The sequence below is a fragment of the Agrobacterium sp. MS2 genome, from assembly GCF_003261015.1.
Classification (GTDB): Bacteria; Pseudomonadota; Alphaproteobacteria; order Rhizobiales; family Rhizobiaceae; genus Agrobacterium; species Agrobacterium pusense.
Window position 1 is genome coordinate 1 of the sequence record NZ_QLNF01000025.1, and the last position, 22,093, is coordinate 22,093.

The following is a 22,093-nucleotide window of genomic DNA, read 5'->3' on the forward strand; positions in this document are numbered from 1 at the left end:
GGGCAGGGATGCAGATGATGGCGGGGACGAGAGCGGAGATTCCGGGCCGAAATTCCGGATGGGGACGAGAACGGAAAGTTTCTGGATGAACAAGGCCATCACAATCATTGTCTGGTTGCTTGTGTCGCTTTGCGTTCTGGCCATCATCACGATGCCGGTCAGCTTGCAGACCCACCTGGTCGCAACGGCAATCTCGCTTATTCTCCTCGCAACGATCAAGGGCTTCAACGGGCAGGGGGTCTGGCGGCTGGTGGCGCTCGGTTTCGGTACGGCCATCGTGCTTCGTTACGTCTACTGGCGCACGACAAGCACGTTGCCTCCCGTCAATCAGCTTGAGAACTTCATTCCCGGTTTTCTGCTCTATCTGGCGGAAATGTATAGCGTGGTGATGCTGGCGCTCAGCCTTGTCATCGTGTCCATGCCGCTGCCGTCGCGCAAGACCAGGCCCGGCTCGCCCACATACCGTCCGACAGTGGATGTCTTCGTGCCCAGTTACAACGAGGATGCGGAGCTTCTGGCCAATACGCTGGCGGCGGCCAAAAACATGGATTATCCGGCGGACCGCTTCACGGTCTGGCTGCTGGACGATGGCGGCTCGGTTCAGAAGCGCAATGCCGCCAATATTGTCGAAGCGCAGGCCGCGCAGCGCCGCCATGAAGAGCTCAAGAAGCTCTGCGAAGACCTCGACGTGCGTTATCTGACGCGCGAGCGCAATGTCCACGCCAAGGCCGGAAATCTCAATAACGGCCTTGCCCATTCGACCGGCGAACTCGTCACGGTCTTCGACGCCGACCACGCGCCCGCGCGCGACTTCCTGCTGGAAACCGTTGGTTATTTCGAAGAAGACCCGCGGCTGTTCCTGGTGCAGACGCCGCATTTCTTCGTCAATCCGGATCCGATCGAGCGCAATCTGCGAACCTTCGAGACGATGCCGAGCGAAAATGAGATGTTTTACGGCATCATCCAGCGCGGTCTGGATAAGTGGAACGGCGCCTTCTTCTGCGGTTCCGCCGCCGTACTGCGGCGCGAGGCCCTGCAGGATACCGAAGGTTTCAGCGGTGTCAGCATCACGGAAGATTGTGAAACAGCCCTCGCACTGCATTCCCGCGGCTGGAACAGCATCTATGTGGACAAGCCCCTGATTGCCGGGCTGCAGCCGGCCACTTTCGCAAGCTTCATCGGTCAGCGCAGCCGCTGGGCGCAGGGCATGATGCAGATCCTGATTTTCCGTCAGCCCCTGTTCAAGCGTGGCCTCACATTCACGCAGCGCCTCTGCTACATGTCCTCGACGCTGTTCTGGCTATTTCCGTTTCCGCGCACGATCTTCCTGTTTGCGCCGCTGTTCTATCTTTTCTTCGACCTGCAGATATTTGTGGCCTCGGGCGGCGAATTTCTAGCCTATACGGCGGCCTACATGCTCGTGAACCTCATGATGCAGAACTATCTCTACGGCAGTTTCCGCTGGCCGTGGATATCGGAACTCTACGAATATGTGCAGACGGTTCACCTCCTGCCCGCCGTCGTTTCAGTGATCTTCAATCCGGGCAAGCCAACCTTCAAGGTCACGGCGAAGGATGAATCCATCGCTGAGGCGCGGCTCTCGGAAATCAGCCGGCCGTTCTTCGTGATTTTCGGATTGCTGGTGGTGGCGATGATCTTTGCCGTCTGGCGTATCTACAGCGAGCCCTACAAGGCGGATGTCACGCTCGTGGTCGGCGGCTGGAACCTGCTGAACCTCATCTTCGCCGGTTGCGCGCTGGGGGTGGTTTCTGAACGCGGCGACAAGTCCGCCTCGCGGCGCATCACCGTGAAGCGGCGCTGCGAGGTCAAGCTTGAGGGCAGCGACACCTGGGTGCCGGCCTCCATCGACAATGTTTCCGTCCACGGTCTGCTCATCAATCTATTCGATAACGCAACTACAGTCCAAAAAGGCGAGACTGCGATCGTCAGGGTCAAACCCCACAGCGAGGGCGTGCCGGAAACGATGCCTCTCAATATTGTGCGGACGGTGCGAGGCGAGGGGTTCATTTCGATCGGCTGCACCTTCTCCCCACAGCGGGCTGTCGATCATCGCCTTATCGCCGACCTGATTTTTGCCAATTCCGAGCAATGGAGCGAGTTTCAGCGTGTGCGACGCAGGAACCCCGGCCTCATTCGCGGTACGGCGACCTTCCTGGCAATATCGCTCTTCCAGACGCAGCGTGGTCTCTTTTATCTGGCGCGCGCGCTGCGGCCGGGTTCCAAGGCCGTCAAACCTGCCGGAGCCGTAAAATGACCGGCCGCGGACCTATCAGGCAGTCGCTGACAGTGATGATCTGGGGTGCAGTCGCGACGAGCGCCATTGCGCAGTCATCCCCCTTCGACATGTCCCCGGAAAGGCCGGCCCAGACCGTGCTAAAGCCCGCGGAGCCGCCCGCCATTTCTCCGGTGGAACCGCGTCGTGAGCCGGAGGTCCCGACGCCGGCGCAGCCACCTGTTCCGCCACCTTTCGCGGCTCAGCCTGCGCCTTCCCCAGACGTGACGGCCCAACCGCCGCCGGTTCCCCCGGTGACCGTGCCCGCGCGCCGGGAAAGCATCTCACCCGGTTCCATGCGCGCCTCGTCTTCTTCAGCGGATGGCCGCCGCCGCTATATCCTTCCCTATGAAAAGCTCAGCCTTTCGGGGGAAATGGACCGGCGGCAATGGAGTATCTATCTGACGCCAGAGCAGGTGAATGCAGCCGTATCGCTGAATGTCGGTTATCAGAACGCGATCGTTGTTGCCCCGGAAAGCTCGAACTTTCAGGTCAGCGTGAACAATGTCGGGCTTGGTGCAGCGCGTATCGAGGCGCCGGACAGTCAGGGGAATATTTCCCTTAAAATTCCGCCCGGTGTCCTTCAGGTCGGCGCGAATGTCGTGTCGCTCGGGGTGCAGCAGCGCCACAGAACAGATTGCACGATCCAGTCCACTTACGATCTATGGACCGATGTCGATCCGGCAAATACCTTCATAGGCTTTAACGCCGATGTTGCGGGCAGTTTCGCCAACATCGACGACATCCAGGCGACCGGACCGGATGGCAAGGCGACGACGTCGATCGAAATCGTGGCACCGGCGCTCGGCAATCCGGCATTTGCGGATTCTCTCCTGCGTCTTTCGCAGGCGCTGGCGCTCAGAACCCAGATGCCGAACCAGACGGTCCGTTTTGTGACGGCCCCTCCCGTCGAACGGAAAGCGGGAACGCTGTCGGTCCTCGTCGGCACCGCTCGGGAAATCGCCGGCATGGCCGGAACTTTGCCACCTGAAGCATCAGCGGGCGCTTTCGCAGGCTTCGGCAGCGCCGTCGCGGGCGGAGCGTCGCCGCTTCTCGTCACCGGTCCGACCCCCCAGGCGGTGCAAGCGGCGATAGAGACGCTGTTTTCCTCGATCTCGCGAACACCGGGCGCTCAGCGAGCCACTTTTTCGACGCGCAGCTGGCACGCACCCGATGTGCCACTGATCATGTCGGACCGTCGGATCGCGCTTTCGGAACTCGGTATCGAAAGCAGCGAGTTCAGCGGCCGGCGTTTCCGCAATGAATTTTACATCGGCATGCCCGCCGATTTTTATGCGTCGGCCTATGGCGAAGCGTCGCTTCTCCTGGATGCAGCCTATTCTTCGCAGGTGTTGCCCGGCAGCCATGTCGACATCTATGTCAATGACCAGATCGCCTCCACCGTGCCTATCTCCAATAATGGTGGGGGTATTTTCAGACATCTGCCGATCAATGTGACAATGCGGCACTTCAAGCCGGGTCCGAACAAGGTGACCATTGAAGCGGTGTTGATGACGGCGCAGGATCAGGCCTGCGCACCGGGTGCGCCAGCGAGCGCAACGCCCCGTTTTGCATTGTTCGACACATCGGAAATTCATATTCCGGACTATGCGCAGATCGGTCGCAAACCCGATCTCGCTGCTATGGCTGGCGCCGGGCAGCCCTACCGCACTGGGACTACTCCCGTCGCCCTGTCTCTTGATCGTTTTGACACGGACACGATGTCCGCCGCGGCTACGCTCATCAGCCGGCTGGCGAGCGTGGCGGGGCATCCGATCGACATTGAGACCGTCGCGTCGCCACTGGTGATCGGCGACCGTGACGCATTATTCGTTGGTACGATCTCACAATTTCCGCAGGCTTTGATCAGCCAGTTCAATCTCGTTCCCTCCAGCCAGATCTCCTGGAAAGTGGGAGCCGGTGTTCAGCAGCCTGCCCAAAACAGTGAAAACCTCTTTAATGACTGGCGTGAACGGGTCGACGGCGGCATCTGGGAAGGACAGGTTTCGTCCTTTGAGGAATGGATGAAGCGCAACTTCGACCTGAGTTCGGATACATTGCGCTTCCTGCCTGCAGCCGAGCAGCCCTATGCGCCGCCTGCCAATGTTTCCTTCATGCTGGCCCAGGGACTGAGCCCCTCAGGTGAAGGGGTTTGGACGCTCGCAACCGCGCCAAGTTCGGGAGAGCTTTTGGGGGGCATGGCGGCGATGACGCGTGAAAACCGGTGGGGTGGCGTCACGGGGCGTGTCGCCGCTTACGACGCAGGTGCTGAAAAAATCGAGACCGTCGAAGTGGAACGGCCATATCTTTATAGCACCCGGCCATTTTCCTTCTCGAACTTCAGGCTGATTGCGGCCAACTGGCTGTCTTCTAACGTTCTCTCCTATTCATTGGCCTTCATTGGTTTCGTGTCGCTCCTCGGTCTCGCGACATTTGCCATGCTGCGCATGATGGGGCGACATCGATGAAGAGCGGAATTTCGAAACTGGCCGGTGTTGTCGTCCTTTCCATCATGACGTTGCTGTCAGCCGTTTCAGCGGGCCGCACCGCGTCGATCCCGCCGGAGGCATGGTCGGCCTATAAGAGTGCGTTTCTCGATCCCGGTGGCCGCATTATCGATACGGGCAACGGCAATATCAGCCACAGCGAGGGTCAGGGTTATGGCATGTGGCTTGCGGTATTGTCCGACAGCCTCGCCGATTTCGAGCTGATCTGGAGTTTCACACGCACCGAACTGCTGGTGCGGGATGACGGACTGTCCGCCTGGAAATGGGATCCGCGCACACGTCCGCATGTGACCGATATCAACAACGCTACGGATGGCGATATCCTGATCGCCTATGCGCTGGCGCTGGCTGCCGGGCAATGGAATCGACAGGATTACGCCGAGGCATCCACAGCCATGGCATCCGCCATCCTCAAAAAAACCGTAGTTCAGCGCGCAGGCCGTACGTTGCTCCTGCCGGCTGCAACCGGTTTTGGCGAGGGGGACCGGGATGACGGTCCGGTGGTTAATCCGTCGTATCTGATATTCGAGGCCTTCCCGGTGCTCAATCTCGTCGCGCCGTCGCCGCTCTGGAAAGCGGTAGCCGATGACGGGGTGACGCAGATTGGTGCCTTTGCCTTTGGCGAGAGGAAACTACCGGCCGACTGGGTATCGGTGCGGACGCGAGCCCAGCCGGCATCGGGTTTCCCGCCGGAGTTCGGTTACAATGCGGTGCGCATTCCGCTTTATCTCTCTCGGGCGAATATGGGCTCGCCCGAGCTGCTCAACCGGCTGAAGAACGGCATGACGCTGGAAAGCGGTGCGGCTGGCACTTTCGATCTGAAGAGCGGAGCGGTCAAGGATGTGCTGTCGGATCCAGGCTATCGCATCATTCCGGCACTTGCGGCCTGTGTCGCAGGCGGGGCCGCCGTTCCGGAAGAACTGAAGAGCTTTCAGCCAACACTTTATTATCCTTCCACATTGCATCTTCTGGCATTGTCGTTTCTGGCAAGGAATAACGGGGAATGCCGATGAACAAGCCTCTATCGACTTCGGCCCTCATCCTGCTTCTAGTCGCGCTTGCCGCCTTCCACTGGCGTGACAGCATTCTCGGTCGCGTGTCGGACGTCCACACCTCCGCGGTGGGGGACAATCGCGCCGCGCAGCGGATATCTCCTGCGGCAAATCCGGCTCAAATCAACGCTTTCGTCAAGAATCGCGAGATGGCGCAGTTAGCGCAGTCCTCGACCCCGCCGGTAACGGTGCCGGCAACGGAGCCGCGACCGTTGCCACAGACCGGCGCCCAGACAATGCAAACACAGACGGCGCAGGCGCCTGCCGCGCGCGTGGCGGAGCCGGCGTCGGGTGATATGCCGGAAGTCGATCTCAGCGCATTGCGCTATTTCGCCGCGAGAGGCGATACGCAACGCCTTCAGGCCGAAATCGCGCGACTTCGCACGCTTTATCCAAACTGGACGCCACCGGCTGATCCGCTTGCTGTCCCGGAAAATGGCGATGCAAAGCTCGATGCCATGTGGCAGCTTTATACCGATGGCCGTTATGCCGAGGTCAGGAAGGCGATTGCCGACCGCCAGCAGACAGAGCCTGGCTGGCAGCCGCCGGACAACCTGACCGGCATGCTGTCTCTGGCCGAGGCGCGTCAGCGCCTCGTCAACGCATCTGACCTCAAGCAATATGCGACGGTGGTGGATACGGCCGCCAATAATTCCGGTCTGCTGACCTGCAGCGAGGTCGACGTTCTGTGGCGGGTTGCCGATGCCTTTGCCAATACGGACAGGATGGCACGGGCGCGCGACGCCTATCTCTACATTCTCAACAATTGCACTGTCGCAAGTGATAGGCTCGCCACCGTGCAAAAGGCATCCGCGCTGCTGCCGGCGGAAATGATGGGTGAGCTTCTGGCCAAGGAAAAGCCCGGCGCCGATGGACAGCTGGAATTCGAGCCGGTCAAGAACGATCTCGCGCGCCAGTTCGTGGCGAAGGCAGGAGAGAAAGAGGGGATCACCGTCCCTTCTGCCTATCTGATGCGGCTTGAACGGCTTGCCGAAACGGAAAAGCTCGCAAGCGACGCGCTGCTGCTCGGCTGGTATAATATTCGCCAGAAAAATATGGCGGAGGCCGAAAAGTGGTTCCGCAAGGCGCGCGAGGAAGAGGACAGCGCATCGGCCTCGCAAGGGCTGGCGCTGGCGCTGATCGACCGCAACGAGCCGCGTGAAGCCGAGGACGTCATGTACAAATGGCGCGCGACATCCGACGAGGCGCTCGCAACCTATCTTGCCGCAACCGCCAATCTTCTCGCGCTGGAGCCGCCCGTGGTGCTGCCGCCGGATGTATTGCAGCGCATTGCAGCGGAAACCGTTGCGCGCAAGGACGCGGCGACGGCACAACAGTTCGGCTGGTATTCGCTTGCGTTCCGTCAGAGCCAGCTCGCCTTGCAATGGTTCAGCACTGCGCTTGGCTGGAAAGCGGATGATGAGCCGTCTGCCTATGGCGTGGCACTGAGCTATCACGACCTGCGCAACCTCGCTGGCCTGCGGGGCATTCAGCAGCAATGGGCGGGTCGCTCGCAGCGTATTGCCGATGTGGGTACTGCACGCATGGTGGATCAGTCCGGCCAGCCGGCCGTGGCGGTAACCGCGCCGCCTCTCGCCACCGCCCCGCAGCAGACAGCGCCCGTGCCTCAGACGGCGCAGGGAGGGATGGTGACCAATGTTCAACCCGTCGTCCAGGCGCCTGAACCGTCACGCAAGCAGGCGAGACTGTCTTCGCCAGCGCAGAGAGCAAACAACACGGCTTCGCGTCCACGCTCTTGTGCGGCCTATCCTGATCCGCAGCGATTGCCGCCGCAGCAGGCACTCGATCTCGGTTGGTGCCTGATGGAGACGAATAGACCGGCCGAGGCGCTGAAAGCTTTTGAAGCCGCCATTGCCGGCGGCCAGTCGAGTGTCAAAAGCGATGCGGCCTATGGTCAGAGCCTCGCCTATCTGCGCATGGGGCTGACGGATCATGCTGCGGTCTCGGCGACGAAATCGCGCATGGATCGTCCGCGAGCCACGGAGCTGCAGGTTTCGATCCTCGCCGATCGCGCGGTTTCCGCCTTCCAGTCGAAACGTTATGCCGAAACGCTTCTGCTCCTCGACCAACGGGCCCGGCTGGCTGACGAGCGTGCTGATCTGATGGTGCTGCGCGGTTACTCCTATCTCGCCATGCGCCGTTATGGGGAAGCCGCCCAGATATTCGAAAGCCTCGCCTCCATCGGCAATCGCGATGGCATCAGGGGACTCGCGGCAGTGCGCGCCGCCCGGCCGAGCAACGGTCCGCAAGGCGGTTGACAGCGGCCGGCGTGCAGCCGGCCACGGTTTATTTCCCGTCAGTGAGATTACGAATGAGGCGCATGAAGATGCGCGCACCGATACCGATCAGAGCGTCCGGAAAGTCGTAATCGGGGTTGTGCAGATTGGGATAGTCCCGGCCTGCGCCGAGAAAGAACATCGCCGACGACGAGACGCCACGGAAACGGCCGAAATCCTCGGAAGCGCGCATGGGCAGACCTTCGGAACCGTGGGAGATTTTCTCGTCGTCCAGCGCCTGCCGGATATGATCGACGGCGTCCGGGGCGTTTTCGCAATGCAGGAAAATATCGTCATAGGTGATATTGAGCGCCAGCCCCTCTTCGTCTGCCACCCTTTTTGCGAGCGTCTCCGCGGCGTTGCACAGGTTTTCCATCCGGTCGTCGGTCAGCGTTCTGAGTGTCGCCCAGATTTCCGCGTCAGCCGGGGAAATGCCGAAGGCCGCTTCCCCCATGATCGCGTGGGTGATCGTCACCATCGAAAAATCCGGTGCCGGCGGAAAACCGGAACCGAGATCGCTCAGGGACGGCATCAGCCTCGTAATCGCCCGCATGGGGGAAATGCCGTGTTCCGGTGAGGAAGCATGTGCCGTCTTGCCCGCTAACGTGATTTTGATGCCCCGCGATGCGCAATTGACCGGCCCTTCCACCACGCTGACATGGCCGAAGGGCAAGCCGGGGAGGTTGTGAAGTGAAAATGAATAGTCCAGTTTTATCTCCGCAAAGCGTGGATCGGCAATAACGGCGGCTGCGCCGGCACCGGTTTCTTCCGCCGGCTGAAAGAGAAGAATGACCCGTCCTGTCTCCGGCCGCTGGCGGGCAAGGCCAAGCGCCAGTGCCGTCAGAATGGTGGAGTGGCCGTCGTGACCGCACAGATGGCCTTTTCCATCGACGTTCGAACGATATTCAACTTCACCCTTTTCGTGGATAGGCAGCGCGTCGATTTCCGAGCGGATCAGAACCGAGGGGCCGCTTCTGCCGCTGTCATAAACGGCCGCCACGCCATGACCGCCGAGGCCGGCAAGAAGCCGGTCAGGTGGTGCCTGCTCAAGAAAGGCACGGACGCGGCGGGCGGTTTCTTTCTCCTCTCCGGAAATTTCCGGATGGCGATGCAAATCGTGGCGAAGCTCGATGAGATCGAGCATGTCCTTATTTGTCAGAAACATCAAAATTCCCTGCAGGTCGGTCGGCGTTATGCTGCCGCAACTTACAGATCATTGTCTTCAATGCAAAACCTTTGGCGGGTGCCAGCGCTTGCCCGCCGTTTTCGGTTTGACGGTGAGCGGGATGACATCGGCAGGGAGTGGGATCTTTGTTTTCGTCAGCTCCAGCCGCGCAAGCGCGGCCCGCGCCTTCTCCGCATATTCGAGATGTTGGGCCTCGTCCGAATGATAATGCTGCAATCTTTCAAGGATTTCGGCGCCTTCCATCTTTCTTTCGGCGGCGATGAGAGCAACGGCGCATTTGTAGAGCGCTTCGCGGTGGAACGGCGCGCGATTGGTGACCTGGCGGAAGGCCTCGGATGCCTCGTGATAATGCTGCTGCGCCAGCCGTGCCTCACCCATGCGAAGCCAAAGCAGAACCGGGTCCTGGCCGCTGGCGAGAAGCGCCAGGAAGGCGATCTCCGCCTCCCGGAACTCGCCCCGATCAAGAGACAGGTTGGCCAGCCCGAATTGGGCGCCGGAATGACCAGGCGCTGCGGCAAGCACCTGGCTGAAGGCGATGCTTGCGGCAGCCTTCCTGCCCGCCTTGTAAAATTTGAGTCCCTGTTCGTAGACAAATCGGATACTGCGCGGGTGAAGCGTGCCGCCCAGATTATCACCCGAGCGGGTGCGAAACAGCGTGCAGCTCAGCTTCTGCTCCTCCGGCCCGAAGAAATATTTATAGGGCTCGTTGCCACGCAGGAAATCGTAGGTCTTGAAACCCTGCTCGATTGCCCTCCGGATGCAATGCCCGTGCAGCACGAGGCCGGGGGAAGGCGTCTTCCAGTTCTCGTCGCGGCCAGTGATGTAGAACATTACAGATTTTTTCGGGCGATCGATGATGTTGGCGAGTGCGCCAAGCGGCTGGTCGCCGAACCACAGCACAGGTACCTCTAGATCACCGCGAATATAGACATCCATCAGCATCTGGCGGGTCGCACCGATCAGGAGCTCGGTGCGTTCCTTGCCCTTATGCGGCGCCCAGCGGATGCGCCAGAAATCGAAGAGGATGTCCATGTCCCGCTTGATGGTGTCTTTCGTTGCGAAGCTGATGCGATATTCGTCCCCGCCCTCGACCTTTCTCATGAAACGCCTGAGCTTTTGCCGGGTTTGGCTGCTCATGTGGCTTTCAAGATACCCGTCAAACGTGTCCGGCAGGGCGACTACCGGGCAGATGCAATTGTTGATGTTGTAGGGGTTGGTCGGCATATTGTCGCGGAACATGACGAGCGGGCCCTGAAGCGCCCTGATCATGGCATCGCGCCGTTCCGGCGGGCCTGAAAGATAATCGAGTTTCAGCTCGGTCCAGTTCTGTTGTCTTATATAGGCGCAGAAACCGGCGACGGCGTGATCTTCATAGTCCGGCAGGGTGATGAAACCAGTATAATCCGCGGCAGCATTGCCGGCCATGACGATGCTGTCGTGAAAGCGGCCGGTTTTCTTGTCCGGTTCGGTGACGATGCGCAGCGGAAAAAACGCCACATAGGGCGAGCCTTCCGAACGTTCCCTCAGAGCCAGAACGAACCAGCGCCTGCGCCGCGGCATGTAATCGCGCAGCCAGCCCCAGGAGAGAAAATGCCGGGCATGGGGATCGGCCATGAATACCGATTCCCAGTTTTCCCGAACCGCCTCGAAGCCGGCGTCGGTGTCAATGATGTCGATGCGCATGTGTCCCCTCCCAATACAGATCACACATTCGGGAGGTTTCATTTTATGGGCAAATGATCCGCTTCAAATATTCCGTTCGGGTGAAACCCCCGCATCAAATGGGATTAGCCCGCGAGCGGCCTTACTTCGCCCACCGCGACAAAAAAGCCCTTGTCACCCGGCCGAAGCGCTCTAACATGCGTGTTGAATGCGAGGCCGGCTCAACGATCCGCATGGCACAGGAGTTCTCTATGGCTGTTCCTTACATGCTTCTGACCGGTGCCAGCCGGGGAATTGGGCATGCCACCGTCAAGCTGTTTCAGGAAAAGGGCTGGAGGATCCTAACCGTTTCGCGGCAACCCTTTTCCGAGGAATGCCGCTGGCCCTCCGCACGCGAGAGCCATATCCAGGCCGATCTGGAAGACCTGTCGCGCGTAGAAGACCTGGCAGATGAGGTGCGTTCACGCCTTCCGGAAGGAAAGCTTGCGGCACTTGTCAACAATGCCGGAATTTCGCCTAAGGGCGAAGGCGGAAGCCGCCTTGGTGTGATGGATACGACGGCGGATATCTGGACGCGGGTGCTCAATGTCAATCTCGTCTCGACAGCGCTGCTCGCCCGCGCGCTCCTGCCGGAGCTGGAGGCGGCGAAGGGCTCGATCGTCAATGTCACCTCCATCGTCGGTTCGCGGGTTCACCCCTTCGCCGGTGTTGCTTATGCCACGTCGAAGGCGGCACTCGCCGCATTGACGCGTGAACTGGCGCATGAATTCGGTCCGCGGGGCGTTCGCGCCAACGCGATTGCGCCTGGGGAAATCAATACTGCAATTCTGTCTCCGGGTACTGCCGAGCTGGTGGATGCCCAGGTTCCGCTCGGGCGGCTCGGCACCACGGCGGAGGTGGCGCAGACAATCCTTTTTCTCTGCTCGGAACAGTCCAGCTACATCAACGGCGCGGAAATCCACATCAATGGCGGACAGCACGTCTGACGCCTCAGTCAATCAACCGAAACGGAGCCATTATCGATGACCATCCTGCCGAATTCCGTCGAGGCACGCGATATCGCCTATCAGATGCATCCCAATGTCAATCTGCGCAAATTCGAAAAGACCGGTGGCCTGGTGATTGAAAGCGGCGAGGGCATCTATGTCACCGACAGCAGTGGCAAGCGATACATCGAGGCAATGGCGGGACTGTGGTCGGTGGCGCTCGGTTTTGGTGAACAGCGGCTGGTGGAAGCGGCGACAAAGCAGATGCAGAAGCTGCCCTATTACCACACCTTCTCCTACAAGACGCATAGCCCGTCCGTTGATCTCGCCGAACTGCTGATCGAGCTTTCGCCGGTGCCGATGTCGAAAGTTCATTTCACCTCCTCCGGCTCGGAAGCCAACGATCTGGTCGCCAAGATGGTCTGGTATCGTTCGAATGCGCTGGGCAAGAAGGAAAAGAAAAAGATCATAGGCCGCATCAAGGGTTATCATGGCGTGACCATTGCGTCGGCCTCGATCACCGGCTTGCCGCGCAACCATGAGAGTTTCGATCTGCCGCTGGACCGCATGCTGCATACGGCCTGCCCCTCCTATGTGCATTTCGGGAAGGAGGGCGAAAGTGAGGCGGATTTCACCGCGCGTATCCTCGGGGAGTTGGAGGATCTGATCCTTCGCGAAGGTCCCGAAACCATCGCCGCCTTCTGGGGCGAGCCGGTAATGGGCGCCGGTGGCGTTCTTTTGCCGCCGGAGGGCTATTGGGAAGGCGTACAGGCGATCCTGAAGAAATACGACATCCTGCTTGTGGTGGACGAGGTCATCTGCGGTTTTGGCCGCACGGGCAAGATGTTCGCCTGCGAGACCTACGGTATCAAGCCGGACGTGCTTGTGGTCTCAAAGCAGATTTCGTCGTCCTACATGCCGCTTTCGGCGATCATCATGAATGATAATTTCTACCAGCCTATCGCCGATGAGTCCGACCGTATCGGATCGTTCGGCCATGGCTACACCGCCTCCGGCCACCCGGTCGCAACGGCTGTAGGGCTGGAAAACCTGAAGATCATTCAGGAACGCGATCTGGTCGGCAATGTCGCGCGGCTCGAAGGCCGGTTCCTCGATCATCTGAAGGCACTTGCGGATCACCCGCTCATTCATTCCTCGCGCGGTATCGGCCTCATCGGCGCGCTGGAGGTGAAGCCATGGGAAGGCATCAAGCCGGGCGATACGACGTTTGCCCTTGCCGCCGCGATTGAGGAGGAGGGTGTCATAACCCGGCCAATCGGTGAATCCATCTGTTTCTGCCCGCCGCTGATTATTACCGCGGCGCAACTGGATGAGCTGTTTGCTGGTGTGAAGCGCGGTCTCGACAAGGTTGCGGCCGCCCGAGGCTGAAAATTTTGGCAATTGTGCCGGCCGGTTGATCCGGCCGACCTATCCCCGGTAGGCCACAAGTACCGCACCGCAGGCGATCAGCACGACGCCGAGCCAGTTTGGCAGCGAAAGCCTTTCGCCCAAAAACAGCACTGCAAAGACGGCGACAAAGACGACACTGAGCTTGTCGATGGGTGCGACACGGGCCGCGTCGCCAATTTTCAGCGCTCGGAAATAGCATATCCAGGATGCGCCGGTTGCCAGACCGGAGAGCACGAGGAACGCCCAGGTTTTCCCCGAGATGGTGGAAGGCTGCTGCCAGTTGCCGGTGATATAAACCATCAGGCCTGCGGCAGCGAGAATAACGATGGTTCGGATGAAAGTGGCGAAATCGGAATTGACGTTTTCGATGCCGATCTTGGCGAAAATGGCAGTCAGAGCCGCGAATGCCGCTGATAACAGGGCCCAGAACTGCCACGCCAGGAAAATGTTTCTCATATGGGCCACTCCATTCATCGCAACAGTTCTTGTTTGATCTGGCCTACAGCATCGCCGGTCCGATAAAAACTGTTTTCCGAGACCTGCTTGAACGACAAAGGCCGACACATCGAGATGACGCGCCGGCCTTCATGCGAGGCCTGTCCGGACGAGGCCGGGCAGGCAGGACCTTGGGAGGTCGTATTACTCTGCCGGCTGCACCGAGGCGGGAAGCTGATCCACATCGGCGATGCCGGTGAATTCTTCCTTGCCGCTGAGCATGCGGGCAAGCTGGTCCTGGTCCAGTTCGCCTTCCCAGCGGGCGACGACGATGGTGGCGACCGCATTGCCGACGAAGTTGGTGAGCGCGCGGCATTCCGACATGAAGCGGTCGATGCCGAGGATCAGCGCCATGCCGGCGACCGGAACCGAAGGCACGACGGACAGCGTTGCCGCGAGCGTGATGAAGCCTGCACCGGTAATGCCGGCGGCACCCTTGGAGGAGAGCATGGCGACCAGCAGCAGCAGAATCTGTTCGCCGAAAGAAAGGTGAATACCGGTCGCCTGCGCGATGAAGAGGGCTGCCAGCGTCATGTAGATGTTGGTGCCGTCAAGGTTGAAGGAGTAACCGGTCGGAATGACGAGGCCAACGACGGAGCGTTTGCAGCCGGCCTTTTCCATCTTGCTCATCAGGCCCGGCAGGGCGGCTTCGGAAGACGAGGTACCGAGAACCAGCAGCAGTTCTTCCTTGATGTAGCGGATCAGCGCGACGATGGAGAAGCCGTTATAGCGGCAGACGGCGCCGAGGACCACGAACACGAACAGGAAGGACGTGACGTAGAAAGTGCCGATCAGCATCGCAAGATTGGTGACGGACGAGATGCCGTATTTGCCGATGGTGAAGGCCATGGCGCCGAAAGCACCGATCGGGGCGGCCTTCATCAGAATCGCGACCAGCTTGAAAATCGGATACATCAGGGCGTGCATGAAATCGGTGACCGGCTTGCCCTTTTCGCCGACGACGCCGAGCGCGATACCGAAGAGCACCGAGAAGAACAGCACCTGCAGGATATCGCCGCTGGCGAATGCGCCGACGATGGTCGTCGGGATGATGTTCATCAGGAAGCCGGTAATGGTCTGCTCATGGGCCTTGTCGGCGTAGGTCGCGACGGCCTTTGCATCGAGCGTTGCCGGATCGATGTTCATGCCCGCGCCGGGCTGCACGGTGTTGGCGACGATGAGGCCGACGATAAGCGCAAGGGTGGAGAATACGAGGAAGTAGATCATGGCCTTGCCAGCCACGCGGCCAACCTTCTTCATGTCGTTCATGCCGGCAATGCCGGTTGCGACAGTGAGGAAGATGACGGGCGCGATGATCATCTTGACGAGGCGGATGAAGCCGTCGCCGAGCGGCTTCAGTTCTTCACCGAAGGCCGGATAGAAATGGCCGAGTGCGATACCGGCTATGATGGCCACCAGAACCTGAAAATACAGATGCTTGTAGAATGGCAATTTGGCGTGGCCCGCGGCCACGGCTGTCGTATCGATCATGTTTTTTCCTCCTCGGCCTCACCCTGCCTTGATTGGCCTCCCGGGATCGCCGTGTCGTTGACGGCTTCGCGCCGATTGTGGAGTCATGTGCAATACGCATGCCAGACTTGATTATTTGCCGTAACTGACTGATTCAAAAAGTTCTTTTTTGGAGGGATAGAAGACGCGGCAGGTGACTGTGCGGAATTCCGGACAAAAACTCTTGCGGTCTGTGCGTAAATCCGCACAATTGGCTTATGAGCCAGATAGAGAATTCACTTCATTCCCAGGCGAAGCGACGGGCGCAATGGCTGGCGCTCGCGGGGCTTTGGCTGCTTATCGGTTTTGGCATGCTGCTTGTCGCCGATGAATTTGCCCGCCATCAGGCCCTGCGTGCGGCGGGTTCCGAGGCCTCCACCGATGCGGAACTGAAGATCGCCCTTTTGAATGTTGCGCTGGAGCGGCCGCGGGCTATTCCGCTGGTTCTTTCCGGCGATCCCGATCTTGCCGTCGCTCTCGATGGCGGCGGCTCTTCGGCTCTTGATCGGCTCAATCGAAAGCTTGAAGGGCTTATCGAAGGAACCCAGTCCTCTGTTATTTACGTGACCGGGCCGACCGGCCTGACCATCGCGTCGAGCAACTGGCGGCAGGCGGACAGCTTTGTCGGTTCCAACTATGCCTTCCGTGAGTATTTTCAGGCGGCGATGAAGACTGGCATGTCCGAACATTATGCGCTCGGCAATGTCAGTCGCCGGCCAGGTCTCTATATCTCCCGCCGGATCGATGCACCTGATGGCCGGCCGCTTGGCGTCGTGATTGCCAAGGTCGAGTTCAACCGGCTGGAAGCGGACTGGAATATCGGAGGCAAGCCGGTCTATGTCGTCGACAGAAACGGTGTCGTGTTGATGACGAGCGTGCCGGAGTGGCGCTTCAAGACAGTCGCGGCCATCGACGAGGCGCGACGAAACACCATTTCCGAAAGCCTGCAATTCGGCAATGAGGCGCTGGCGACGCTGCCTTTCCGAACGGCTCGATCACTGGGCGACGGTGTTCCGCTCATCCACGTTGATGAGCCGGGGCGCGAACGCGGCGATTATCTTCGGCTGGAAATGCCGGTGCCGACGACATCCTGGACCCTGCATTATCTTCAGCCCGTCGCACCCGCTCTGAATGCCGCCATCCGCGAGGGCAGGGCGGTGGCGCTGGCGACGCTCATGCCGCTGATTGCGCTTTCGGCGCTGTGGCTGTGGCGCAGGCACAAGGCTCTGAAAGAAAAGGAAGAAGAACAAAGGGCCCGCGCCGAGCTTGAACTTAAGGTACAGGAGAGAACCCGAGATCTGACGAAGACGCGCGATCATCTTCAGGCGGAAATCGCCCTGCACGAAAAGACCACCGGGGAGTTGCGCAATGTCCAGCATGAGCTGGTGCAGGCCAACCGCCTTTCCATTCTTGGGCAGGTGGCGGCTGGCGTGGCCCATGAGATAAACCAGCCTGTGGCGACAATCCGCGCCTTTGCCGATAATGCGCGCACTCTGCTGAAGCGTGAACGTCTGGCTGAAGCCAGTGAAAATCTTGAGGACATTGCCGCCCTTACCGAGCGTATCGGCACGATTACCAGCGATCTGAAGATACTCGCGCGCAAGGGCCGAACCGGCGCTGAACCTGTCAGTGTTCGAACCGTCATCGAAGGCGCGGTGATGCTGCTGCGCAGCCGTTTTTCCGGTCAGATGGACGCGCTCGATATTGTCTTGCCCGATCAGGATCTGAAAGTGCTCGGCAGCCGCATCCGGCTGGAGCAAATCCTCATCAATCTTCTGCAAAACGCGCTGGAAGCGACTGAAGCGATTGATACGGCCCGGGTGGAGGTGCGTGTTCGCGAAGAGGGCGACGCGGTTGTAATCTCGGTTGGCGACAATGGCGGGGGCATTCCGGAAGCCATCCGTGCCCAGCTTTTTTCACCCTTCAATACCTCCAAGGAGGGCGGTCTCGGCCTTGGCCTTGTCATCTCAAACGATATCGCTTCGGACTATGGCGGGCGCATTGAGGTGACGAGTGGCGAGGCAGGCACGTGTTTTTCCTTATATCTGAAGCGAGCATGACATGACGGCGGATGGTACTATATTTCTGGTCGATGACGACTCGCAGCTGCGCAAGGCGATGGTGCAGACGCTGGAGCTAGACGGGCTGCCGGTCACTTCCTTTTCCCGAGCCGAGCAGGCGCTTGCAGCTTTGAGTGAAGATTTCGACGGCGTCGTTATCACTGATGTGCGCATGCCAGGCATGACCGGGCTGGAATTTTTCGACCATGTCCGCAAGATCGATGCGGACTTGCCTGTCATCCTCATTACCGGCCATGGCGATGTACCCATGGCCGTTGATGCGCTCCACAACGGCGCCTATGACTTCATAGCCAAGCCGTTTCCCGCCGAACGGATGGTGGAAAGCGCCCGCAGAGCCCTCGAAAAACGCCGCCTCGTGCTGGAAAATCGCGCGCTTCGCCGGGCAGCCGGGCAGGCGGAGGACGATCTGCCGCTGATCGGGCAGACACCCGCCATGGAGCGCTTGCGCATGACGCTCAGGCATATTGCCGATACGGATGTCGATGTGCTGGTGGCCGGCGAAACGGGCAGCGGCAAGGAAGTGGTGGCAACGGCCCTTCATCGCTGGAGCAAGAAGCGCGCCAAGGGCAATTTCGTCGCGCTGAATTGTGGTGCGCTACCGGAAACGGTGATCGAAAGCGAGCTTTTCGGCCATGAGCCGGGGGCATTTACCGGGGCACAGAAAAAACGTGTCGGCCGCATCGAACATTCAAGTGGTGGCACGTTGTTCCTGGACGAGATCGAAAGCATGCCGCTTGCCGTGCAGGTGAAAATGCTGCGTGTGCTGGAAATGCGCGAGGTTTCGCCGCTTGGTTCAAACGAGGAGCGACCTGTCGATATCCGCGTGGTTGCGGCGGCCAAGGTTGACCTCGGCGATCCGGCCGAACGCGGCGCGTTTCGTGAGGACCTTTATTACCGGCTGAATGTCGTCACATTGTCGATACCGCCGCTTCGTGAACGCAGGGCGGATATTCCACTCCTGTTTTCCCACTTCGTCACCAAGGCAGCCAACCGCTTCAACATGCCGGTGCCGCAGATCGGCGCCGGGGTTTCCCGTCGTCTCAACGATCATGATTGGCCTGGCAATGTCCGGGAACTCGGCCATTTTGCCGAGAGGGTAGTTCTGGGGCTTGAGACGGAATTGGCGGCCACATCTGTTCTGCAGTCGGAAATCCCGGCTTCCGGCACCTTGCCGGAGCGTATGGACGAGATCGAGGCGCGCATCATCCGCGAGACACTGGAGCAATCCAATGGCGACGTTGCGGAAACCATCGCCACGCTCGGTATCGCCCGCAAGACTTTTTACGACAAGCTGCAACGCCATGGTATCAACCGGGCGGACTATGTGAAGAACGGCGCGGCCTGAAACTGCGCAGAGGACGACTTATGGCGACAGCGCGACGTCGTCCTGCTCCGACCCCCACTGAAAAGCCGCAGACTTTTCCGTCTGCGGCCTGGCAATAATCGCAGCAATTGCGGCAACGGCCGCCGTTTCAGCCTGCTACGCAGAAATGACGCTGACCGTCATAATCCGTGTAGGTGCCGGTGCGGGAATTGAAGCTGCGGTAACGCTGCGAGCAATAATCGTACCAGGCGTTGGTCCACGGCTCGATGGTGCGATAGGTCTGGCGCTGATTATAGACGGGGCGGCTGTCGTAAACCGGCTGGGCGCGATAGACCGGCGCCGGGCGATAAACCGGCTGCGGTGCTGGCCGGTAGTAACGATAGTCCGGCTCTTCATAGACATAGCTCGGCTCATAGGCCTGATAACGGCGCGGTGCCGGATCGATATAGACCCGTTCCTCCTCCACCGGTGCCGGGCGGGAAAGGGCGGAACCAACGGCAACACCGGCGGCAAGGCCAAGCACACCTCCCAGAAGCGCCGCGTCGCGGCGGTCGTGGCGGTCCCAGTCACCGGCGGATGCGCTGTTGAAGGGAGCGATGGTTGCGGCGGCGACGGCGATAGCCATAACGGTTTTAGCTGCAAAGGACGACATGGTGTTTTTCCATCCAGTTGGCAGGGTGCTGCCAGTTGCAAATTCGATGGTTAAGGAAATACAGCCCGCCTGCTGAACGGTCGCTGAATGAATTGTGGCAGACCGGCTGTCGCCCACAATTCCCGTTTGCCTGCGTCCCACGCTTCGCGCTAAAACTCGGGAGCAAACAGGACGCGCCCATGAGCCTTGCCCACATAACCGTATCTCCCGATTCATCACATGAGGATCGTGCCCAGGCCATTCGAGACACTTTGCGCGACGCCATTGTCGATCGCCGGCTGGCGCCGGGAACGAAATTGTCGGAATCGGAAGTGGGAACGTTGTTCGATGTCAGTCGCACGGTGGTGCGCGCGGCGCTGCAGATGCTTGCCTATGAGGGCCTCGTGAAGGCCGAGCGCAATCGGGGCGCTTTCGTTTCTAATCCGACGCCCGACGAGGCGCGGCAGGTATTTGCGTCCCGCCGGCTGATCGAGCCCGGCGTCGTTGACTCGGCAATCGAAAAAATCACGCCTGCGGCGGTAAAAAAGCTGCGGGAACATCTGTTGGAGGAGAGCAGGCATCAGCAGGAACGCGGGCCGAGCGCACGGCGGGCCGAAATCAAGGCCTCGGGTGATTTTCACCTGATGCTGGCGTCAATTGCCGGCAATGCCATCCTGGAAAAATTCATGGATGAACTGGTTGCGCGCTCATCGCTGGTCATCGCGCTCTATGGGCGCTCCGGCGTATCGAGCTGCGGTCATAACGAACATGCCGATCTTCTGGATGCGCTGGAGGCGAAGGATGCGGCAAGGGCCCGGGCGCTGATGCTGCAACATCTCAATCATATAGAGGCCGATCTTGACCTTCGTACCAAGGAAGGTCTAGCCCTTAGGGACGCTCTGGCGCTTTAGGATATCGGTGCATCGGCCCTCACACGACGTGCGAGGGCGATATCAGCGGAAACCGCGGCGTGCCGGTCATGCCGCGTAGCGGCTGATTGCCAGATCGTGGGTGTCGATCTCGGGCGTCGCACCGCTGATCATGTCCGCAAGGACGCGCGCGGAGCCACAAGACATTGTCCAGCCGAGCGTGCCGTGGCCGGTGTTGAGGTAAAGGTTGCTGTAGCGGGTGGCACCGATGACAGGCGTACCATCTGGCGTCATCGGGCGCAGGCCACACCAGAATTTCGCCTGCGACTGATCGCCCGCGCCGCCGAACAGGTCTTCCACCGAATGGGCGAGCGTTGCCTGCCGCGCTGCGGGCAAGTCCTTGCTGAAGCCGGCGATTTCCGCCATTCCGCCAGCACGGATGCGCGAACCGAGCCGGGTGATCGCGACCTTGAACGTTTCATCCATCACCGTGGAGACGGGTGCCCGTTCCTCTTTCACAATCGGCACCGTGATGGAGTAACCCTTGACCGGGTAGACCGGCAGGGTCAGACCGAGCTGACGCAGGAACTGCGGAGAGTAGCTGCCAAGCGCGGCGACAAAAATATCCGCTTCCACAAGCCCACGGGTGGTCTCCACCGCCTTAACGCGTCCCGCCTCAACGATGGGGCGCATGATCCCCGTGTCGTACAGGAAGGTAACGCCCGCTTCTTCCGCCATGCGGGCAAGCTCGGTGGTGAACATGTAGCAGTCACCGGTCTCGTCGCCAGGCAGGCGCAGCCCGCCGACGATCTTTTCCTTCGATGGCGAGAGGCCGGGTTCCACGGCGGCGCAGCCGTCTCGGTCGAGAATTTCGAAAGGCACGCCGCCCGCCGTCAGCACGTCCACGTCCTTGCCGATGGCGTCAAACTGCTTTTGTGTGCGGAATACCTCCAGCGTGCCCTGCATGCGCTGGTCATACTGGATACCTGTCTCTTCCCGCAGTGCCATCAGGCAGTCGCGGCTATATTCCGCGACGCGCACCATGCGGCTCTTGTTGATGGCATAACGCGCCGAGGTGCAGTTGCGCAGCATTTGGCTCATCCAGCGCCAGGCCGCCGGATCGACCGTCGGGCGAATGATCAGCGGTGCATGTTTCATGAACAGCCATTTCATGGCCTTGACCGGAATGCCCGGCGCGGCCCAGGGCGAAGAATAGCCGGGGGAAACCTCACCCGCATTGGCAAAGCTGGTCTCGAGCGCTGCAGCCGGCTGCCGGTCGATCACCGTCACCTTGTGCCCGGCTTTGGCCAGATACCAGGCGGATGTCACGCCGACGACGCCGGCTCCGAGGATAGTGACGTTCATGATCGTCTCACTTGTGATTGACTGATGTTGAGGCAAAGGCCGGGGTTTCGTCCGGCTGAATATAGGTACGGCGATAACGACGGCCGAGGCCGGTCAGGATTTCGTAGGCGATCGTGCCCGCATCGTCCGCGATGTCTTCAAGCGTTTGCTCGGGGCCGATCATCTGCACGAAACTGCCTTGGGTCAATGTTCCCTCGGGCAGGGCGGATATGTCCAGAATGATGCTGTCCATCGAAACGCGCCCCGCAATCGGCAGGCGCACGCCATCATACCATGCCGCGCCGCGATTGCTGAGCGAGCGCGGCAGGCCGTCGGCATAACCGGCGGCGATGGTCGCCAGACGCGTGGAGCCGGACGCTTCGAAGGAACCGCCGTAACCAACCAGCGAACCGGCGGGAACGGTGCGGGTCTGGATCACGGCGAGAT

16 protein-coding genes are annotated in these 22,093 nt (G+C 60.2%); 9 read left to right on the forward strand and 7 right to left on the reverse strand.

Annotated features, from left to right (window positions below):
- Positions 1-85: 85 nt before the first annotated feature.
- The 4 genes from bcsA to DOU54_RS10855 are packed head-to-tail and all read left to right on the forward strand — an operon-like array spanning position 86 to position 8,131.
- Positions 86-2,275, forward strand: coding sequence for a UDP-forming cellulose synthase catalytic subunit (gene bcsA / locus DOU54_RS10840; protein WP_022563664.1), 2,190 nt, complete (start codon positions 86-88; stop codon positions 2,273-2,275).
- Positions 2,272-4,761, forward strand: a complete 2,490-nt coding sequence (locus DOU54_RS10845; RefSeq protein ID WP_113731266.1) for a cellulose biosynthesis cyclic di-GMP-binding regulatory protein BcsB — start codon at positions 2,272-2,274, stop codon at positions 4,759-4,761. The genes bcsA and DOU54_RS10845 overlap by 4 nt, the downstream gene beginning before the upstream one ends.
- A complete protein-coding gene (locus DOU54_RS10850; RefSeq protein WP_113731267.1) occupies positions 4,758-5,813 on the forward strand; it encodes a family 8 glycosyl hydrolase in 1,056 nt (351 codons plus the stop codon). The genes DOU54_RS10845 and DOU54_RS10850 overlap by 4 nt, the downstream gene beginning before the upstream one ends.
- A complete protein-coding gene (locus DOU54_RS10855; protein WP_177319408.1) occupies positions 5,804-8,131 on the forward strand; it encodes a tetratricopeptide repeat protein in 2,328 nt (775 codons plus the stop codon). The genes DOU54_RS10850 and DOU54_RS10855 overlap by 10 nt, the downstream gene beginning before the upstream one ends.
- Positions 8,132-8,159: 28 nt before the next feature.
- On the opposite strand, the gene DOU54_RS10860 is transcribed toward DOU54_RS10855, so the two are convergent.
- Positions 8,160-9,314 (reverse strand): amidohydrolase, encoded by a 1,155-nt coding sequence (locus DOU54_RS10860; RefSeq protein WP_113731268.1) that lies wholly within the window; start codon positions 9,312-9,314, stop codon positions 8,160-8,162.
- A gap of 57 nt (positions 9,315-9,371) precedes the next feature.
- Positions 9,372-11,018 (reverse strand): GNAT family N-acetyltransferase, encoded by a 1,647-nt coding sequence (locus DOU54_RS10865; RefSeq protein WP_113731269.1) that lies wholly within the window; start codon positions 11,016-11,018, stop codon positions 9,372-9,374.
- 230 nt (positions 11,019-11,248) lie between these two features.
- Here DOU54_RS10865 and DOU54_RS10870 point away from each other — a divergent pair, with 230 nt between their 5' ends.
- Both DOU54_RS10870 and DOU54_RS10875 read left to right on the forward strand, forming a co-directional pair.
- Positions 11,249-11,983 (forward strand): SDR family NAD(P)-dependent oxidoreductase, encoded by a 735-nt coding sequence (locus tag DOU54_RS10870; protein WP_004438662.1) that lies wholly within the window; start codon positions 11,249-11,251, stop codon positions 11,981-11,983.
- 36 nt (positions 11,984-12,019) lie between these two features.
- A complete protein-coding gene (locus DOU54_RS10875; RefSeq protein ID WP_113731270.1) occupies positions 12,020-13,372 on the forward strand; it encodes an aspartate aminotransferase family protein in 1,353 nt (450 codons plus the stop codon).
- Between the two features lie 39 nt (positions 13,373-13,411).
- On the opposite strand, the gene DOU54_RS10880 is transcribed toward DOU54_RS10875, so the two are convergent.
- Both DOU54_RS10880 and DOU54_RS10885 read right to left on the reverse strand, forming a co-directional pair.
- Positions 13,412-13,849 (reverse strand): EamA family transporter, encoded by a 438-nt coding sequence (locus DOU54_RS10880; protein WP_004438669.1) that lies wholly within the window; start codon positions 13,847-13,849, stop codon positions 13,412-13,414.
- Between the two features lie 183 nt (positions 13,850-14,032).
- Positions 14,033-15,379 carry a dicarboxylate/amino acid:cation symporter gene (locus tag DOU54_RS10885; RefSeq protein ID WP_113731271.1) on the reverse strand — a complete coding sequence of 449 codons (1,347 nt, stop codon included), beginning with the start codon at positions 15,377-15,379 and terminating at the stop codon, positions 14,033-14,035.
- A gap of 236 nt (positions 15,380-15,615) precedes the next feature.
- Here DOU54_RS10885 and DOU54_RS10890 point away from each other — a divergent pair, with 236 nt between their 5' ends.
- Both DOU54_RS10890 and DOU54_RS10895 read left to right on the forward strand, forming a co-directional pair.
- A complete protein-coding gene (locus DOU54_RS10890; protein ID WP_113731272.1) occupies positions 15,616-17,457 on the forward strand; it encodes a sensor histidine kinase in 1,842 nt (613 codons plus the stop codon).
- A 1-nt stretch (position 17,458) separates the two neighbouring features.
- Positions 17,459-18,823 carry a sigma-54-dependent transcriptional regulator gene (locus tag DOU54_RS10895; RefSeq protein WP_034498212.1) on the forward strand — a complete coding sequence of 455 codons (1,365 nt, stop codon included), beginning with the start codon at positions 17,459-17,461 and terminating at the stop codon, positions 18,821-18,823.
- A gap of 127 nt (positions 18,824-18,950) precedes the next feature.
- On the opposite strand, the gene DOU54_RS10900 is transcribed toward DOU54_RS10895, so the two are convergent.
- Positions 18,951-19,454 carry a BA14K family protein gene (locus DOU54_RS10900; RefSeq protein WP_004438678.1) on the reverse strand — a complete coding sequence of 168 codons (504 nt, stop codon included), beginning with the start codon at positions 19,452-19,454 and terminating at the stop codon, positions 18,951-18,953.
- Positions 19,455-19,633: 179 nt separating this feature from the next.
- Here DOU54_RS10900 and DOU54_RS10905 point away from each other — a divergent pair, with 179 nt between their 5' ends.
- Positions 19,634-20,344, forward strand: coding sequence for a GntR family transcriptional regulator (locus DOU54_RS10905; RefSeq protein ID WP_113731273.1), 711 nt, complete (start codon positions 19,634-19,636; stop codon positions 20,342-20,344).
- A gap of 66 nt (positions 20,345-20,410) precedes the next feature.
- Here the strand turns inward: DOU54_RS10905 and DOU54_RS10910 are convergent, their stop codons facing one another.
- Together DOU54_RS10910 and DOU54_RS27990 are read right to left on the reverse strand one after the other, a co-directional pair.
- Complete coding sequence (locus DOU54_RS10910; RefSeq protein ID WP_006698552.1) at positions 20,411-21,667, reverse strand: D-amino acid dehydrogenase; 1,257 nt, start codon at positions 21,665-21,667, stop codon at positions 20,411-20,413.
- Positions 21,668-21,674: 7 nt separating this feature from the next.
- Positions 21,675-22,093: alanine racemase (locus DOU54_RS27990; protein ID WP_286079887.1), on the reverse strand; the 419-nt coding region annotated here is incomplete at its 5' end.

Excerpts from the sequence above, each read along its gene's own strand:
- DOU54_RS10900 (WP_004438678.1), bottom strand. The coding sequence starts at position 19,454 with ATGTCGTCCTTTGCAGCTAAAACCGTTATGGCTATCGCCGTCGCCGCC.
- DOU54_RS10895 (WP_034498212.1), top strand. The coding sequence starts at position 17,459 with ATGACGGCGGATGGTACTATATTTCTGGTCGATGACGACTCGCAGCTG.
- DOU54_RS10870 (WP_004438662.1), top strand. The coding sequence starts at position 11,249 with ATGGCTGTTCCTTACATGCTTCTGACCGGTGCCAGCCGGGGAATTGGG.
- DOU54_RS10885 (WP_113731271.1), bottom strand. The coding sequence starts at position 15,379 with ATGATCGATACGACAGCCGTGGCCGCGGGCCACGCCAAATTGCCATTC.
- DOU54_RS10860 (WP_113731268.1), bottom strand. The coding sequence starts at position 9,314 with ATGTTTCTGACAAATAAGGACATGCTCGATCTCATCGAGCTTCGCCAC.
- DOU54_RS10905 (WP_113731273.1), top strand. The coding sequence starts at position 19,634 with ATGAGCCTTGCCCACATAACCGTATCTCCCGATTCATCACATGAGGAT.
- DOU54_RS10865 (WP_113731269.1), bottom strand. The coding sequence starts at position 11,018 with ATGCGCATCGACATCATTGACACCGACGCCGGCTTCGAGGCGGTTCGG.
- bcsA (WP_022563664.1), top strand. The coding sequence starts at position 86 with ATGAACAAGGCCATCACAATCATTGTCTGGTTGCTTGTGTCGCTTTGC.
- DOU54_RS10845 (WP_113731266.1), top strand. The coding sequence starts at position 2,272 with ATGACCGGCCGCGGACCTATCAGGCAGTCGCTGACAGTGATGATCTGG.
- DOU54_RS10910 (WP_006698552.1), bottom strand. The coding sequence starts at position 21,667 with ATGAACGTCACTATCCTCGGAGCCGGCGTCGTCGGCGTGACATCCGCC.
- DOU54_RS10880 (WP_004438669.1), bottom strand. The coding sequence starts at position 13,849 with ATGAGAAACATTTTCCTGGCGTGGCAGTTCTGGGCCCTGTTATCAGCG.
- DOU54_RS10855 (WP_177319408.1), top strand. The coding sequence starts at position 5,804 with ATGCCGATGAACAAGCCTCTATCGACTTCGGCCCTCATCCTGCTTCTA.
- DOU54_RS10850 (WP_113731267.1), top strand. The coding sequence starts at position 4,758 with ATGAAGAGCGGAATTTCGAAACTGGCCGGTGTTGTCGTCCTTTCCATC.
- DOU54_RS10890 (WP_113731272.1), top strand. The coding sequence starts at position 15,616 with ATGAGCCAGATAGAGAATTCACTTCATTCCCAGGCGAAGCGACGGGCG.
- DOU54_RS10875 (WP_113731270.1), top strand. The coding sequence starts at position 12,020 with ATGACCATCCTGCCGAATTCCGTCGAGGCACGCGATATCGCCTATCAG.